Origin of the sequence: Maribacter aquivivus (assembly GCF_900142175.1) — a bacterium.
GTDB lineage: Bacteria > Bacteroidota > Bacteroidia > Flavobacteriales > Flavobacteriaceae > Maribacter > Maribacter aquivivus.
Genome location: NZ_FQZX01000001.1, coordinates 314,768 through 330,325, shown reverse-complemented (window position 1 = coordinate 330,325; position 15,558 = coordinate 314,768). Strand labels below are relative to the sequence as shown.

The 15,558-nt window shown below is 35.0% G+C and carries 14 protein-coding genes; 5 read left to right on the top strand and 9 right to left on the bottom strand.

Annotated elements, in window-relative coordinates; genetic code table 11:
* Nucleotides 1-159 precede the first annotated feature (159 nt).
* Both BUC31_RS01405 and xerA read right to left on the bottom strand, forming a co-directional pair.
* Nucleotides 160-384, bottom strand: a complete 225-nt coding sequence (locus BUC31_RS01405) for a hypothetical protein (RefSeq protein WP_073240584.1) — start codon at nucleotides 382-384, stop codon at nucleotides 160-162.
* A 106-nt stretch (nucleotides 385-490) separates the two neighbouring features.
* The gene (gene xerA, locus BUC31_RS01400) at nucleotides 491-1,618 is read right to left on the bottom strand and encodes a site-specific tyrosine recombinase/integron integrase (protein ID WP_244533990.1); all 1,128 of its coding nucleotides are present in this window, start codon (nucleotides 1,616-1,618) and stop codon (nucleotides 491-493) included.
* A gap of 70 nt (nucleotides 1,619-1,688) precedes the next feature.
* Here xerA and BUC31_RS01395 point away from each other — a divergent pair, with 70 nt between their 5' ends.
* Nucleotides 1,689-2,060, top strand: coding sequence for a hypothetical protein (locus BUC31_RS01395; protein ID WP_073240583.1), 372 nt, complete (start codon nucleotides 1,689-1,691; stop codon nucleotides 2,058-2,060).
* A gap of 75 nt (nucleotides 2,061-2,135) precedes the next feature.
* Here BUC31_RS01395 and BUC31_RS01390 read toward each other — a convergent pair whose 3' ends face one another.
* The 6 genes from BUC31_RS01390 to BUC31_RS01365 form a co-directional block, all read right to left on the bottom strand.
* Complete coding sequence (locus BUC31_RS01390) at nucleotides 2,136-3,620, bottom strand: cellulose synthase family protein (RefSeq protein WP_073240582.1); 1,485 nt, start codon at nucleotides 3,618-3,620, stop codon at nucleotides 2,136-2,138.
* A 1-nt stretch (nucleotide 3,621) separates the two neighbouring features.
* On the bottom strand, nucleotides 3,622-4,311 hold the full coding sequence (locus tag BUC31_RS01385; protein WP_073240581.1) for a glycosyltransferase family 2 protein: 690 nt from the start codon (nucleotides 4,309-4,311) through the stop codon (nucleotides 3,622-3,624).
* A complete protein-coding gene (locus BUC31_RS01380) occupies nucleotides 4,311-4,802 on the bottom strand; it encodes a toxin-antitoxin system YwqK family antitoxin (RefSeq protein WP_073240580.1) in 492 nt (163 codons plus the stop codon). Before BUC31_RS01380 ends, BUC31_RS01385 begins: the two co-directional genes overlap by 1 nt.
* 55 nt (nucleotides 4,803-4,857) lie before the next feature.
* Entirely contained in the window at nucleotides 4,858-7,263 is a 2,406-nt protein-coding gene (locus BUC31_RS01375) for an alpha-L-rhamnosidase-related protein (RefSeq protein WP_073240579.1), read from the bottom strand.
* Nucleotides 7,264-7,418: 155 nt separating this feature from the next.
* Nucleotides 7,419-9,002 carry a 4Fe-4S binding protein gene (locus tag BUC31_RS01370; RefSeq protein ID WP_073240578.1) on the bottom strand — a complete coding sequence of 528 codons (1,584 nt, stop codon included), beginning with the start codon at nucleotides 9,000-9,002 and terminating at the stop codon, nucleotides 7,419-7,421.
* A 29-nt stretch (nucleotides 9,003-9,031) separates the two neighbouring features.
* Nucleotides 9,032-10,378, bottom strand: coding sequence for an NAD(P)/FAD-dependent oxidoreductase (locus BUC31_RS01365; protein WP_073240577.1), 1,347 nt, complete (start codon nucleotides 10,376-10,378; stop codon nucleotides 9,032-9,034).
* Nucleotides 10,379-10,655: 277 nt separating this feature from the next.
* On the opposite strand from BUC31_RS01365, the gene BUC31_RS01360 reads away from it, so the two are divergent.
* The 4 genes from BUC31_RS01360 to BUC31_RS01345 all read left to right on the top strand — a co-directional run bounded on the left by BUC31_RS01360 (nucleotide 10,656) and on the right by BUC31_RS01345 (nucleotide 14,815).
* On the top strand, nucleotides 10,656-11,372 hold the full coding sequence (locus tag BUC31_RS01360; RefSeq protein ID WP_073240576.1) for a DUF547 domain-containing protein: 717 nt from the start codon (nucleotides 10,656-10,658) through the stop codon (nucleotides 11,370-11,372).
* A gap of 27 nt (nucleotides 11,373-11,399) precedes the next feature.
* Nucleotides 11,400-12,275 carry a hypothetical protein gene (locus BUC31_RS01355; protein ID WP_073240575.1) on the top strand — a complete coding sequence of 292 codons (876 nt, stop codon included), beginning with the start codon at nucleotides 11,400-11,402 and terminating at the stop codon, nucleotides 12,273-12,275.
* Between the two features lie 173 nt (nucleotides 12,276-12,448).
* Entirely contained in the window at nucleotides 12,449-13,714 is a 1,266-nt protein-coding gene (locus BUC31_RS01350; protein ID WP_073240574.1) for a BamA/TamA family outer membrane protein, read from the top strand.
* A gap of 66 nt (nucleotides 13,715-13,780) precedes the next feature.
* The gene (locus BUC31_RS01345; RefSeq protein ID WP_073240573.1) at nucleotides 13,781-14,815 is read left to right on the top strand and encodes an N-acetylmuramoyl-L-alanine amidase family protein; all 1,035 of its coding nucleotides are present in this window, start codon (nucleotides 13,781-13,783) and stop codon (nucleotides 14,813-14,815) included.
* A 3-nt stretch (nucleotides 14,816-14,818) separates the two neighbouring features.
* Here the strand turns inward: BUC31_RS01345 and BUC31_RS01340 are convergent, their stop codons facing one another.
* Nucleotides 14,819-15,523 (bottom strand): TIGR04283 family arsenosugar biosynthesis glycosyltransferase, encoded by a 705-nt coding sequence (locus BUC31_RS01340; RefSeq protein ID WP_073240572.1) that lies wholly within the window; start codon nucleotides 15,521-15,523, stop codon nucleotides 14,819-14,821.
* Between the last annotated feature and the right edge of the window lie 35 nt (nucleotides 15,524-15,558).

Sequence of the window (15,558 nt, the reverse complement as noted above, 5' to 3'; positions counted from 1 at the left end):
TAAGCACATTTCGATTCCGTTTTGATTTTCCATCCGAGTAGAGTCCCATGTAAGAATTCCGACCGAGTGAAATCCATCTGCGCAAACTAAATTTTTTTCCGAACGAGTAAATACCATTTTTGGAAATAAACTTAGAATTCTAGTAGATGCTTGGGTTAATTACTTCTTGTTTTTTAGTTCTTCTTGAACTTTTTTTAATTCAGGGTATACTGTAACTGGACCACCAATTGTACATATTGCAATAGTCAGCATCGCAAAGTCAATTTCTTTTCCATCAAAATAATCTCGAAGAACAAAATAAAAAAGTCCGATAATTATTGGTATGCAGAATATTATTATTGATTTTAGGCTTTTTTCTTTACGTTTAAGCTCTTCTTTTGACAAATCTTTTATTTTTTTTTTTCCATAATATCAATATTTTTATTTTTGGAGTACTTGTAGCTAACGTACGGATATGTGTACAATTACATATATCCCCATTATATAAACTCTAATCTAAAGGATTTTTAATTGTTTTAAAAGTATTTGTTGCAACATGGGTATAAATTTCTGTTGTTTTGCTTGAGCCATGCCCTAAAAGTACTTGAATCTGCCTAAGGTCAACATTAGATTCTAAAAGATGTGTAGCAAAACTATGACGAAGTGTATGCGGTGACACATTTTGTTTTACACCTGCTTTATTAGCGGCTTGTTTAACTATTTGCACTACACTTTCTGGGCTATATCTTCCCCCTTTGCGCCCTTCGAAAAGAAATTCTTTAGGCTTCCATTCCTTAAAATACATCCTCAAATCTTCGAGTGCATTCTTTGATAAAAGTGTAAGTCGGTCTTTATTGCCTTTTGCTCCTTCAACTCTTATAAGCATTCGTTTGCTATCAATATCATTTAGTTTTAGGTTCAAAAGCTCGCTACGGCGCAAACCAGAACCATACAGTAGTTGTACAATGCATCTGTGCTTTAAGTTGTTGGTATGTTCAATTATAGATATTATTTCCTCTTTTGAAATTACCGTTGGTAGTTTATACTCTTTTCTTGGTCGTTCTATTTCATAAAACCGATTAGGCATTCCTAATACAACTTCGTAATAAAATTTAATGGAGTTGATGACTTGATTTAAATAAGAGTTAGATGCATTTCTTTGAATTAGAACTTGTAGATAAGCCCGTATGTCACCTTCATCAAGCGTCTCTAATTTTCGATCACTATAATGGTTTATAAACATTTCGAAGAAGGTTACATAGGTTTTAACAGTACTATTGGCGTATTTTTTTAGTTCCAGTTTTAACAAGTATTCTTCTGGGCAAAGTCGGTAGCCTGGTACTATTGACCTTTTTCTAAACCATTGAACGTCCACTATTTCATTAGAGGTGTTGACAGGTTTGTTAGGGTAAAATTTATTATAATTAATCCATACGATGCCTTTAAAAGTAGTAAAGAGAATTCCCAGGTTTTCTTTTGTGTTCAGTATATAAGCCATATTATATTGTTGACTCCATTTAGGGTTAGGAAGCCCCTTGATCAAGTTCTGTATCAATTTATCTGGTGAGAATTTAATACCGATCATCTTCTGATCTTTAATCATTAAATGGTATAAGGTTATTGACTTTAATGGATTCATGTTGTAAGAATAATTGAAAATAAAATAATTAACGGTATATTAACTGGGTAATATACGTTTACATTCGTTTATGAAAAAAAGATGTCCAGAGTGCAATATTGAAGTTGTCGGAAGATCCGATAAGAAATTTTGTTCTGCAAAATGTAAATCCATTCATCAATATGAAAAGATTCAAAAACAAGAAGTTTTTTATCTAAGTGTAGACAAGCAGTTGAAAAAAAATAGAAGGCTTTTAAAAAAGTTTAATAAATCTGGTTTTACTACCATTAGAAGTACGGTTCTCTTAAACGACGGATTTAATCCTAAATATTTTACGCATTATTGGAAAACGAAGAAAGGGGAGCTTTATTTATTTTGTTATGATTTTGGATTTTTAAGTATGAATAGAAACGGAGTGCAGAAGTATCTAATCGTACAATGGCAAGATTATATGAATGATTAATCAATAAGATGATTTAACATAAAAAAAGGGACAACCAATTGGCTATCCCTTTGTAATATATTGTTTAAAACTATTTTACGCTCTTGAGGTCAATGATTTAAAGAAAACAAACCCAAAGCCCAAGAATAGCATAAAGTGAAACGGAAACAGTCCAAAATCATTTAATGGTATTGCGCTGTACATACCAAACATGAAATAAATCATTAAGGCAAATTCTAAGATCATATTTGGAGATAATTTTTTAGCCAAGTACTTGTTACCTTTCCAGCTTTGCTTTATGGTACTAATATTGAATTTTGGCGTACGCACAAATTCACTTCTTTTACCCATATGACCTTCAATTACTGCAATGGTATTATGTAATGAGAAACCTAAGGCAACAGAGAAAAAGGTAAAAAAGATACGTATGTAATCTACAAAGTTGTTAAAGCCGCTACCTTGTATACTCTTGTAAGTAAACCAATAGCAAACGAATAAGATGATTGTACTTACGGTGAACAAGCTTAATAGAGAGAATACCCAGTCTAAATGACCGTAAGTGTTCTTGATATAAAGTGATGGTATACTTAACAATGCTACTAAGAAAACGCATAAGAACATTGAACTGTTCAGTAAATGCATTACCCCATGAAACTTCGTTTTAAAAGATATATTCTTTGCGGTTACAACGCTCCAAACAGTTTTTCTAAAGTTCTCTGCACCACCTTTGTTCCAACGAAATTGTTGAGAACGTGCGGCACTAATAACAACAGGAAGTTCTGCAGGAGTCTCTACATTTTCTAAATACTTGAATTTCCAGTCTTTTAATTGTGCACGGTAGCTAAGGTCAAGATCTTCTGTAAGTGTATCGCCTTCCCAGTTACCGGCATCTATAATACATTCTTTACGCCAAATACCTGCGGTACCGTTAAAGTTGATGAAATGTCCTTTGCTATTACGCCCAACTTGTTCTAAAGTAAAATGCGCATCTAAGGCAAATGCCTGTATTTTGGTTAAAGTAGAATAGTCGCGGTTCAAGTGCCCCCAACGGGTTTGTACTACACCTATTTCTTCATCTTTAAAATAGATAACTGTTTTCTTCAACCAATCTGATGCAGGTAGAAAATCGGCATCAAAAATGGCGATAAACTCTCCTTTTGCTACTTTAAGGCCTTCTTTTAATGCTCCTGCTTTAAAACCAGAACGATCAGTTCTTGTAATATGTTGAATATCTAAACCGGTCTCTTGTAATTTTGCAACAGTAGCAGCGGTAGTAATAACGGTCTCATCTGTAGAGTCATCTAATACCTGAATCTCTAATTTACTTTTAGGGTATTCTATTTTAGCGATGTTTTCTAACAAGCGATCCATAACATACTCCTCGTTGAATACAGGAAGCTGAATGGTTACGAACGGAATTTCTTTTGGGTCTAACAGATTAAATTTTGGTGCTGTTTGGTTCTGTCTTTTTTGAGATAAGTAGTTGATTAGCAGATTCAGCTGCGCCAAGCTATAAAAGAAAATTAATAGTAATGAAATACTATAAATTATGATAATAAAATAAGCTAAAGCTAGTGCCATATTATTTAATACTGTATTTGAAGATCCACCCCAAAATTTTTATGCCTGCAAATATACTACCTTTTACGGTTCCTGATACTTTAGAGATGCCAATTCTTCGTTTGTAACGTACTGGTACTTCGATATATGTCATTTTTTTCTTAAGTATTTTCAGTTGCATCTCAACCGTCCATCCATAAGTTTTGTCTTCCATATTCAATTCCTTGAGCTTTTCGTATTTAATTGCTCTAAAAGGACCTAAATCCGTAAATTTTGCGCCAAAAAATAATCGCATTAAAAATGTCGCTAACCAGTTACCAAAAATCTGTTGCGGCGTCATTGAACCTTCTTCTCGTAAGTTTTTAGTTCTGGCACCGACCACAAAATCAATGTCATCTTCTAAAATAGGCGCAACTAGCTTATCTAGCTCTTCTGGGTAGTCAGAATAGTCTCCATCAATAAATGCAATAATGTTGGGTTGTTTAGATTTTGAAGCAACATAGTCTAACCCTTTAAGGCAGGCATAACCATAACCTTTTCTAGTCTCGGTAAGTACTGTAGCCCCTGCAGCTTTTGCATTTTTTACGGTATCGTCGGTAGAATTATTGTTCACAACAATTACCTCAGAAACCGTTTTAGGAAGCTCGTTGATGACATGTGCAATGGATTCTGCTTCGTTAAAAGCTGGTATAATTACTTTAATGTCTGTCATTATTTTAAATCTGATAAACTATTTTCACTGGTAAAAGCGCGAAAAGAGGTCCATTCTTTTACTTTTTCACCATTGCTATATTTCTCTGCAGATATCAATTTTGTATCCTTGTATTTTAGGCAATATCCGTCTTTAATTCCTTTTGTCAACTGGCATTTGTGGTTTACACGTCCCTTTTTGTCGTAAAACAACCACCAACCTATTTCTTTATTTTCAACGAATTTCCCCTCTTTGGTTCTAATACGGTCTTCGCTAAAGAAGAACCAATATTTCTCTTTTTTGCCATAAGCGTAAAAACCCTGCTCAGACTTATGACCGTTTGGGTGGTAGAAGGTCCAATAATCTGTTTTTGTGCTATAGCGAATCCAGCCTTCACTTTCTAAAGTTCCGTCATCGTAATAAGTGCGCTCGTAACGTTTGTCTTCAGGATTTATAAAAGCTAACAGTCCTAAGCAAATAAGAGCGGCGGAAAAAAGTTTAAATAGCTTCATTTTTTTAATATTTCAAGTTCATTGCTTTATTGAAACAGGTACCGAAAATGCCATATTATTTAGAGCTTTTTAGGGTATATGTATTCTTTCCTGCTTTTAGATTAACCACTGTTCCTTGCCAAACTATTTTTCCTTTTATGGTTGTAGGAAGGGTTATTTCTGCGGATAATTTATGTTTGTTTCTTTTTAATTCAAATTCAATATTTCCTTTTGATGTAGGAAGTAGACCTGCTATCTGATTTAGTTTGCCAAATGCCGGAGCTATTTCTACCTCTTCAAAATCATTCTTTACAGAGCGGATGCCTGCCAAATAATTAAAATAAAAATATGCGGGCGATGCACTCCACGGGTGTACCTCTGATCTTGTTGGTTTCTCTACACTTTCAAAACGCTCTAAAGTAGTAGTCATGTGGTCATCTATCATTTGCTCCCATGGTTCTTGGGCAACATCGAATAATTCTGGAGCGCCTACTTTTTTAATCGCTTCAAATAGATAAAAACGGTAGTAGTAAGTGGCTTGTAATAAATCTTCTTCGTTTAGAATTTTATCTAAAAGCGCACGCTGTTGATTCTCTGGTATGGCATCTGTTAATATTGCCATGATATTGGTATGCTGATCATAAATGGTTTTATCGGGTCTTTCGGCAAAAAGACTTCTATCGGTATCATAGCACAATTTGTATACCGATGTAATAATTTCGTCCGCACGATTTTTATAGTTGCTAGCAGTCCGCTCATCACCAATTTCACTGAAAAGGCGAGAAGCGTTTTGTAGCGCATGCACATAATGTAAACTAACTACGGCAGAGTTGAGTCCGTCGTTTTTAGTAGCGGTTCCGCTTCCGTTATTTGGTCCGGTGTACCAATCTATAAAATAACGGTATGGTGTTTTGTTGACCAAATTAAGGTCGTTCATATTCTTTTCAAATCCCGCTAGGGTATTAATAATGCCATCTTTGTAGGTTTTTATAAATTCTTTATCACCAGAGGTATTGTACTGATCGGCAATCATATCTACCCAGACCAAAGAATACGTAGGGTAAATAAATGTAGAACGAAGCGGATAAGCACCTAAGATGTTTCCGTCAGAATCTCTAGAATGGTCAAACTGGCGAATCGCATTTTTGGTATGTTCGGCATTACCGCTTAAAGTTTCCCAGATTAAGCCTTGTATTTTTGTATCGCCTACATACTGCATGGTTTCATAATAGGCATCACTTAAAAAGTAATCTTGTGTACAGATATCAATAGTACGTTTACAGATGTCAAAAATGTCATTATACATGTCATCGTCTGAAGTGAATTTTGCAATAGATGGTATGGTAGTTCTAGACCTGTGGTTTACGAAATTTTCAAGAACAAGTTCTTGGTCTTTAGTTTCAATTTCAAACTCAATAAACCGGAATGTACGCATCCAATTCGGAATGAATTTTTGGGCATCTTTTCCGTTAGAAATAATTTCATCGTAATAGCCTAGAAGCTTTTTGTTCTCCAAGTCATTACGATCCCCTTTTTCATTATTGGCACCAAAAAGGTTCTCAGCATATTTAATGATTATAGTAGCCGATTTCCCTTTGCTGAAAATCAATTCTGGGAATCCGTTGGTAACATACTGCTGATCTAAAAGAAAAGTAGTTTTTGTATTAGGAGCAAGTGTCAAAGTGCCTAATACCGGAAACTCAGTTTTAATAGGTTTTGATGAACGAACGATACTTGCAATTCTTTCTTCGTCCCAAGAAAGTAAAGGTAAATTACGAGGTTCTAATAAATAAGCAATAGAGCCGCCCATACTGCTTGCATTCTCAAAGAACTCTACTTTTTTCCAATCTTTATCATCAAAATCTAACGTTTCCCAATGCGTAGGGTAGTTGTTCATATTAACGATATCAGTAGGGTTGTTGGCATAAAAGCCGCCAACGATAGCCTTTTCACCGTCGCCTCTCCAAACTACTTCGTTCGCTTTGTAAGATTCGTCAATGGCGCTTACCCAAGTGTCATTGAACCCGGTGGTATTAATGATTTTGGCGTTTTCAGAAACGCCATTCACCATTAAACTAGTAAAAATGGACTGCATGCCTAAAAATCTTCTTTTACCAAAATTAATCACCTTAACCGCAATAATATTTTTCCCTTGGTTTAGGTGATTTTTAAGATTTAAGGTTTCGAATTTGTAATGTTGAATGTCGCTCAACTGAGGTCCGTGAGTAATAAACTGACCGTTTACATAAAGGTAGTAATGGTTGTCTGCAGAAATATTGATAATAAAATCAGCTTTGGAATTTGCTACTTCAAAGGTGTTACGAAACAACACGGCTGTGTCTTCGCCGCCTTTAGTATCTGGGTGGCTTACCCAGCTGGCACTTATATTTTCTTTGCCATAAACAACTTCAGGATAATTAAGTTCCGTTTGCGATTGAGCCGAAATTGATACTAAAAGTAAGAGGATTAAAAAGCGATTCATCTAATGTATTGGTTGGTGTTAGTAGGTTGTAAAGATCATGAAAGATTAGTAAAAACCAGTCTTTCATGAAATTTTTCCTGTTATATAATTTTAGTTCAAGTGAGTATAAGAATCACAATGCAAAAAAATAACATATTTCATTTTAGAAATGAGATCTATTTTTTATTCACTAAATCCATTAAATCAACATCGTTACCTAATAAAACATCTTGAGAATTAATACGTCCTTTTTCTGGTCCGTTTTCTAATTTTAAAACTCCTCTTGGGCAAACCGCAGAACAAATACCACAGCCTACACAACTAGAACGTACAATATTTTCTCCTTTTTGAGCATAGGCACGAACATCGATACCCATTTCACAATAAGTAGAACAGTTACCACAAGAAATGCATTGACCACCATTGGTGGTAATTCTAAATTTAGAGAACATACGTTGTTGAAAACCTAACATGGCTGCCATTGGGCACCCAAATCTGCACCAAACACGATTACCTAAAATAGGGTAGAATCCTGTTCCAATAACGCCAGAAAATATACTACCAATTAAAAAGCTATAAGTGGTTCTTAATGTTTCTGCTTTGAAAATGAATATGTTTGCTGAGTCACTAAAAAAGTGCATTCCTATTAATACAACGATAATGGTGAAGTAGCCGATAGCACCATATTTGGCATCTTTCGCCAATTCTTCTCTTTTATAAATCATTACCCATGCAAAAACTGCAGTCAAAATAACTGCTACACCAGAGATGAACATTGTTTTTGTTAACCAGTATTTACTACTGTCATTTCCTAAATATGAGTAAATAACTGCTGTAGTCATTAAGGTTACGAATACTACCACACTGTGTACTACCCAACGCTCTACTTTCCAAGCAAATTTAGATTTGTCGCTTAACTGACGAAAAGAATCTCCTGCAGTCTCAGCCAATCCGCCGCAACCACAAACCCAAGAGCAATACCAACGTTTACCGTATTTATAGGTTAAAAAAGGAGAAATCACAAAGATGGATATGATACCGAAAAATAACATCGTCATACCAACACTACCAGAATCTATGAACCCATTAATACGGTAACGTTCAAAGTTGTAATAGTTTAACGGCCACATATTCTTAAGGTCATAATATGGTAAATCGCCATTTAATCGAGCCATGATTTCTGGTATGAAAAAGGCAAATGCAGTTTGAAAAAACATAACACTAACCGTTCTCAATTGCTCATATTTATTATGACGATATTTCCAAATGAATTTAGCGCCAAAAGCCAAAATAGCAACGGTATACATAGTACCGTAAACGAACCATTGGCTGGCAGGGTTACCACTAAGTCCTTTACTTAATGGATCAAATAATGCAATTAAGCCAGTGTTATCACCATCTTTTACCAGACCTAAATACTGCGGATAAAAATAGAGCACAATGTAAAACCCTGTTAAGGCAATACCTCCCATCCAGGCAAGTACGCCACGGCTAGAAATAGATTTAAACCAAACACCATCATTTTTAATACCCTTGTGTTTGTGTGCGTATGCAGCTTGGGAAAACCAGATGATTCCCGTGAAAATGGCAACAATGGAAACCGTTAACCATAGCGCAGTATTGCCTAGGTTTAAATTGAACAATTGTAATATGAGAATGCCTAAACCGATCATTCCTGTTACTACTGCCAATTTTTGGCCTGTATTTAATGCTTTAGGCGGTTCTCCCGCAAGTGACATACTTCTGTCAAAATTACCCATAGTAGGTGTTGTTTGTGATTGTTATTTAGTTAGGCGATACTGAAAATACGTTTCCAGTTTTTTTTCTTTGCACTGATATTTTTATTGAAATCAGCATTGTATTTGGCGATAATTTCATCCTCATAAAGTTTAAAGAACTCTGGATCGAAATTGGCATCTTTTAAATAGGTCATTACATGGTCAATATCCTTGTTCTCTGTTAACCATTGGTCAAAAATTTCATGTCGCATACGAATGCCAAAGGTGTTGATACCTAAAAATTGATGGCTGTCTTTGTCAAACGCAACGGTAATACATATTTTTTCAGAAGCGTGGCGCCAATGAAAATGGTGTTCATTATCTTTTTTACTACGTTCGCTAAATACCCAGCCGTAGGTTTGGTATTCTACATCTAAAAATTTAGCCGAATTGAACCAGTGACCAGGGTTGTATTCTCTTGGGTTGCCACAAATAGTTTGCGCAAGCGCTTCGCCCATCATTCTACCCGTATACCAAACAGCTTCAATAGGTCTTCTGCTACCAATACCCTCATGCTGCTCTGCACAATCGCCAATAGCGAATACATCTTTTACGTTGGTCTCCAAGAATCTATTAACCTTAACACCTCTGCCTAATTCAATACCAGAATCTTTTAGAAAATCTATATTTGGTGTTACGCCAGCAGTTAAACCCACCACATTACATTCAATGTTTTCGCCTTTATCTGTGACTACTGCTTTTGCACGCCCATTTTCATCAGAAATAATTTTCTCAAGATTGGTGTCTAACTGTAGATCAATATGATGTTCTAGAATATGTTCGTTGATCATTGCAGATTCACCTGCAGGTAATACACCGTTCCAAAAGCTCTTTTCGCGAACCAAAAAAGTAACCGGTATTTCGCGAGAACGCAACATCTCTGCCATTTCAATACCTATGAGTCCTCCGCCGACAATTACAGCACGGTTACAAACCTTTTTATTAGGGGCATTTTTCTCAAGCATCTCTAGATCTTGTTTGGAGTACAAACCTTGTACACCTTTTAAATCTTGACCAGGCCAGCCAAACTTGTTCGGTTTAGAACCTGTTGCAATAATTAGCTTATCATATGATATGGAAGAACCACCTTTTAAGACTAGCTTTTTTGCATCTGTTTCTACTTTTTCTACAAATCCGTTTACGAGGTCGATGCTGTTTTTCTTCCAAAACCAGTTTTCGTATGGTTGTGTATGTTCAAATTTCATGTGCCCCATGTAAACATACATTAATGCGGTACGGGAAAAGAAATAGTCACTTTCTGCAGAAATAATGGTGATTCTTTTGTCTGATAGCTTACGTATGTGCCTAGCTAGGGTAACCCCAGAAATACCATTACCAATAATTACAATATGATCCATAAAATGCTTTTGTTGATGGTTGTGTCGGTAATAAAGGTAAGAACTTAACACGACCCTTTTTATTTAGAAAGATTATAAACTTGTTATACTTCTGTGATACTTTTAAACGTAGTTTGCGTTTTAATAGAATTAAAACGGATTTGTAACATGCAGTAAATCAGTGTTTAATTGGCTTTAAAATTTTAAATAAAAAAAATTATATTTTTTAGAAAGTGTATGTTTTTGAAAAAAGCCACGACCTAAACAATCTCAAAAGCGATCATAAATTTAAAATACGATGAAAAGAACTTTAATACAGACTTTGTTTTTCCTTTTAATAGTAACCAATATATCTGCACAAGATGTAGCTGCCTTTTTTAACAAGAGCGATGGCTTTTTTAAAACTAATGTAGTTGATGGTAAAGTTAAGTATGCTGATATCAAAAATAATCCAGATGCTCTAAAATCTATTTTAGAATCTGCAAAAGGTATCTCTGTATCAGAAACTGATGCTGCTACCTACCAAGCCTTTTGGATCAATGCATATAACCTACTTGTAATTGATGGTATCGTAAAAAACTATCCATTAAAATCTCCTTTAGATGTTGCTGGTTTTTTTGATAAAACCAAACATAAAATAGGAGGTAGGTCCATAACCTTAAACGGAATAGAAAATGATTTGCTGAGAGCAAAATTCCCAGCAGAAGCAAGGTTTCATTTTGTATTGGTATGCGCAGGTTTAGGATGTCCACCAATAATAAACTCGGCTTATACACCTAAAGCATTAGAAAATCAGTTGCAAAAGCAGACCGTAATGGCATTGAACAATCCTACTTTTATAAAAGTAAATAAGAATAAAGTCCAGATATCACAATTGTTTGAGTGGTACAAAGGAGATTTTGAACAAAAAGGAAGTACGGTAGATTTTATCAATACCTATAGAAAAGAACAATTACCAGATAATGCAAAAGTATCTTACTACTCTTATGACTGGTCTTTGAACGAAGCTAAATAATCAACTAAGAATTTTAAAAACCTAAAAATGAATATTTTAACTAGAAATCTATTTCTTGTAGTAGCTTTTTGTGCCTTATTTAAGGGGTATAGTCAAGATAGTTTGCAACAGAAAAGCAATATACAGCAGTACACACCCTCAAAATTGGTAGGTCAAGGTCAGTACGATGTTAAGTGGTTTAATAATTTATACACACAAACCGAAAGTACATTTACAGAAGGTAAAGAGCCAAGGCAGACTTTTTTTACTTCTACATTAGAAGGGTACACAGGTGTTGGTACAAATAAAAGATGGAATGTAGGTGCAATTTTAGAATTCAGGTCCAATGTAATTGGTGATAGAAGTGCCTTAGATGTATTTAAATTTGATGGTGAGAATAATACAGCTAGATCGGGGCTAACATCGATAGCGCCATCGGTAAAATTTGTACCAATTGCTTCGGTCAGTAATTTTTCTATTCAAAGTTCATTTTTTATTCCGTTGGTAGATAACGAATCTGAAAACGGAGTCTTTTTGGATCAAAAAGGATACATCTGGCAGAATAGATTCTTTTATGATTATACTTTTCCTGGCGATAAATGGCAGCTTTTTAGTGAAATTAACTCAGAGTTAAGCTTTGGTGACAAAGAAGAGAGTTTTGCAAATAATAGCTTAAATCTTAGTCCGGGATTATTTCTTAGCTATTTCCCGTCCAGTAAATTCACCATTTTAGCATTGGCGCAACATTCTCAGCGATTGGATTTAGGAAACAATTTTACACAAGATTTTACAGCCTTAGGTGGCGGTGCAAAATATCAATTAACAAGTGCCTTGAACCTAGAAATACTGTATACCAACTTTGTGCGTGGTAATAATACAGGACTTGGACAAACCTTTAATTTAGGTTTGAGAGGAATTTTTTAAATAAATAGTTTGAGTGTTCCTTTAAAGAGCCTTTTGTTGTTGAAAACAACTAGGCTCTTTTTTGGTGATTATAGGTATGCTTTTGAACTATAATTGATTACGCGATTATTTTGTTCTATATTGAAAATCTTGATGAAAGATTCGTATAGCTTAAGATATGAGTATTTGAAAAAATGAATACAAAAACGCTACCATTTCTATTTTTAATGCTTGTCAATTTCATTATGAAAGGGCAAGATGTTACTGTGGCAGAATTGCAATTTTCTGGAACAAAGCGTACCAAAGTATCTTTCATTGAAAATCTTGTAGATGTAAGGGAAGGTATGCTGTTAGATTCTGTTCTTATGAATAGAGATATACTTCGTTTAAAAAGGTTGCCCTCTATATCTCATGCTTATTTTAACGTCAATATTTTACCGAACGAAACCTGCAACGTTGAGTATGTAATTGAAGAAAACTTCACGTTAATTCCGTTCGCAAATCTTTTCAGCTCATCAAATGATGATTTTGCTTTTAGAATAGGGATACAAGAGTTCAATTCTTTTGGTCGCAATATTACATTAGGTGCTTTTTATCAGTATGATAATTATAGCTCTTTTGGGCTAAGTGTTAGAGCACCATACCTATTCTCTAATAAACTTGGGCTTGCAGTAAATTATAATAATTTCACCACATTAGAACCTGTTTTTTTTCAAGATGATACAGCAGATTATAAATATAACAATACCGGCTTTGAACTCTTAGGACTTTACGAACTCAATTTTAAGAATAGAATAGAATTGGGCTTTAGTTTTTTTACTGAAGACTATGAATATATTGATGGGGCTACCAGTTCTGGCGTACCATTGAATTTAAATGTAGATAAGCATCTGTTCAAATTTATTTATGACCATAACAGTTTAGATTATTTTTATCACTATTTAGAAGGATTTAGAAGTCAGCTGAATTTGCAATATGTGGGTAGTACCAATACAAATTTGCCTGAATTCTTAATTGGGTTCAATGATTTTACCTACTTTAAAAGAATAGGCGATAGGGGTAACTGGGCAAATAGGTTGCGTTTAGGTTTGGCAAGTAATGTTGATAGTCCGTTCGCGCCCTTTACTGTAGATAATAACTTAAATATTAGAGGAGTAGGTAATACCATTGATAGAGGTACAGGTATGGTTGTTTTGAATACCGAATACCGACAAACCTTAATTGACAAAAATAAATTTGTATTGCAAGGAAACGTATTTATAGATGGAGGCACATGGAGAAATCCCGCAGGCGGATTTGATGATTTGCTAAAGAGTGAGAATCTTAGAATTTACCCAGGTGTAGGACTCCGATTTATGCACAAGCGAATTTTCAATGCCATTTTTAGGATAGATTACGGCTACGGAATCACAAAAGATGGCGACAACGGAATTGTCTTTGGTATTGGTCAATATTTTTAGCAATCTTTGTACTTCATTAGATAGTCATAAGTAAACTATGGCATAGACCTTGCGGTTAATAATAGCATGAAACACAACAGTTTTACAATTTTGTTTTTATTGTTTTTGAGCGCCTTTTGCGTTGCGCAAGATTCGTTGAAAACGGTAGTGGCAGAACCCGGCGACGGAATTTTGTCGCTGTTAAGAAAGCAAGGTGTTAATCCGTATGAGGTTTATGATGAATTTGTAGCCTTAAATCATCATGATTTACGCGATAGTGTGCACCTATTCGCTGGTAGAATTTATGTGCTTCCAAGAATAAAATTAGATACTGTTGCAATTGTAGATTCCCTGCAACTGCAATCAAAAGAAATTAAAGAGTTAGAAAGTGATTCTTATGACATTTTTGGAGAGCAGCATAAAACAGTAATTACTAAAAGCGAACGGTTAAAAGGTAACGTATATTATTTGGTCTCTGGTCACGGTGGTCCTGATCCTGGTGCTATGGGTGTTTATGCAGGCAAGGCGATAGCTGAAGATGAATATGCCTATGATATTACATTAAGATTGGCTAAAGAGCTATTGGCTCATGGTGCAGAAGTATATATCATTATACAAGACGAAAATGACGGAATTAGAGATGATTTCGTTCTTGAAATTGACCATGATGAGGTGGCATATATGAATAAAACAATACCGCTAAACCAAGTTGCTAGATTAAAACAGCGGGTATATATCGTTAATGATTTGTATAAAGAAAATAGAGGAAAATACCAGCGCTTGATCGTAACCCATGTAGATAGTAGAAGCGAAAATCAAAATATAGATGTTTTCTTTTACCACCACGAGAAAAGTAAAAATGGAGAAAAACTAGCAGAAAGTATTCATAAGACCTTTGGGGATAAGTACAAAAAATACCAGCCTAATAGAACGTATTCGGGTACTTTTGAAGATAGAACATCACTGTATTTAGTAAAGAAAACACACCCTGCAATGGCATACATTGAGATTGGGAATATTAGGAATAAAAAAGATCAAGTCAGAATTCTGGATCCAGACAATCGACAGGCACTCGCCAAATGGATAAGTGAAGGAGTGCTGTTAGATTTTGAGGGAGAATAAAGATTAAGCCGCAATATATTTCAAATAGTATTGATGCAGCTCCGTTGGTTTAGCGCCTAAATGGTATTTTAAATGAATCATCCCAAAATGCCATTGTAATCTTACCATACCGCGTTCTTCATAACGTCGTGCAGAAGTAGTCACGGCAGATGAGATTATCTTAAAAGTTTTTATTTTGTAAACCCGTTTAATAAATTCATTGTCTTCGTAAATCACAAATTTTTCATTGAAGCCATTAAGTTGGTGAAAAAGTTTGTTAGTGATAAACAATGACTGATCTCCGCCACGACAAATTTGATGGTTAATACGGGTGCACCAAGAAAAGAATTTTAAAAAGCGGCTGTTACTATTAAAGCGCATTTGAAAACAACCCACCTCAAAACCTTGGTCAATTTCATTTAGAATAGCACTGTCAAAATCTTTTGGAGGTAAAGAATCTACATGTAAAAAATAAAGGATATCACCACTGGCTTTTGTTGCCCCAAGGTTCATTTGTGCAGCACGTCCTTTTTTACTTTTAACAACAGATGCGCCATGTTTTATAGCATTTGCAACGGTGTTATCTGTGCTACCGCCATCAACCACTAGTATTTCTTTAATGCGGTCAGAGCCTGCATTGGTTGAAATAGCGAAAAGTACATCCCTAATGTACTTTTCTTCATTCAATACCGGTATAATAATACTAATGGTTGGCTGGTGGGCACTCATACAATACTGTTTGCTTACTTATGGTAGCCAAATAT

Bases quoted from the DNA above. Each gene is read 5' to 3' on its own strand.
- xerA (WP_244533990.1), bottom strand. From the start codon at position 1,618: ATGAATCCATTAAAGTCAATAACCTTATACCATTTAATGATTAAAGAT.
- BUC31_RS01395 (WP_073240583.1), top strand. From the start codon at position 1,689: ATGAAAAAAAGATGTCCAGAGTGCAATATTGAAGTTGTCGGAAGATCC.
- BUC31_RS01390 (WP_073240582.1), bottom strand. From the start codon at position 3,620: ATGGCACTAGCTTTAGCTTATTTTATTATCATAATTTATAGTATTTCA.
- BUC31_RS01385 (WP_073240581.1), bottom strand. From the start codon at position 4,311: ATGACAGACATTAAAGTAATTATACCAGCTTTTAACGAAGCAGAATCC.
- BUC31_RS01380 (WP_073240580.1), bottom strand. From the start codon at position 4,802: ATGAAGCTATTTAAACTTTTTTCCGCCGCTCTTATTTGCTTAGGACTG.
- BUC31_RS01375 (WP_073240579.1), bottom strand. From the start codon at position 7,263: ATGAATCGCTTTTTAATCCTCTTACTTTTAGTATCAATTTCGGCTCAA.
- BUC31_RS01370 (WP_073240578.1), bottom strand. From the start codon at position 9,002: ATGGGTAATTTTGACAGAAGTATGTCACTTGCGGGAGAACCGCCTAAA.
- BUC31_RS01365 (WP_073240577.1), bottom strand. From the start codon at position 10,378: ATGGATCATATTGTAATTATTGGTAATGGTATTTCTGGGGTTACCCTA.
- BUC31_RS01360 (WP_073240576.1), top strand. From the start codon at position 10,656: ATGAAAAGAACTTTAATACAGACTTTGTTTTTCCTTTTAATAGTAACC.
- BUC31_RS01355 (WP_073240575.1), top strand. From the start codon at position 11,400: ATGAATATTTTAACTAGAAATCTATTTCTTGTAGTAGCTTTTTGTGCC.
- BUC31_RS01350 (WP_073240574.1), top strand. From the start codon at position 12,449: ATGAATACAAAAACGCTACCATTTCTATTTTTAATGCTTGTCAATTTC.
- BUC31_RS01345 (WP_073240573.1), top strand. From the start codon at position 13,781: ATGAAACACAACAGTTTTACAATTTTGTTTTTATTGTTTTTGAGCGCC.
- BUC31_RS01340 (WP_073240572.1), bottom strand. From the start codon at position 15,523: ATGAGTGCCCACCAGCCAACCATTAGTATTATTATACCGGTATTGAAT.